The sequence below is a fragment of the Pseudomonas sp. PDM32 genome, assembly GCF_019219225.1.
Classification (GTDB): domain Bacteria; phylum Pseudomonadota; class Gammaproteobacteria; order Pseudomonadales; family Pseudomonadaceae; genus Aquipseudomonas; species Aquipseudomonas laurylsulfatiphila.
On the sequence record NZ_JAHUWE010000072.1, the window covers coordinates 1 to 255 of the forward strand.

General features: G+C 51.8%; 1 tRNA gene and 1 rRNA gene. Both read left to right on the forward strand.

Annotated elements, in window-relative coordinates:
* Nucleotides 1–65, forward strand: a 16S ribosomal RNA gene (locus tag KW846_RS29840); the annotation flags it as partial.
* Between the two features lie 81 nt (nt 66–146).
* Nucleotides 147–223 (forward strand) — tRNA-Ile (locus KW846_RS29845).
* Nucleotides 224–255 lie beyond the last annotated feature (32 nt).

Below are 255 nucleotides of genomic sequence, written 5' to 3' on the forward strand. Positions count from 1 at the left end.
TCATGACTGGGGTGAAGTCGTAACAAGGTAGCCGTAGGGGAACCTGCGGCTGGATCACCTCCTTAATCGACGACTCAGCTGCTCCATAAGCTCCCACACGAATTGCTTGATTCATTGAAGAAGACGAAAAGAAGCAGCCCGAAATTGGGTCTGTAGCTCAGTTGGTTAGAGCGCACCCCTGATAAGGGTGAGGTCGGCAGTTCGAATCTGCCCAGACCCACCAATTTTGTGTGGGAAACGCCTGTAGAAATACGG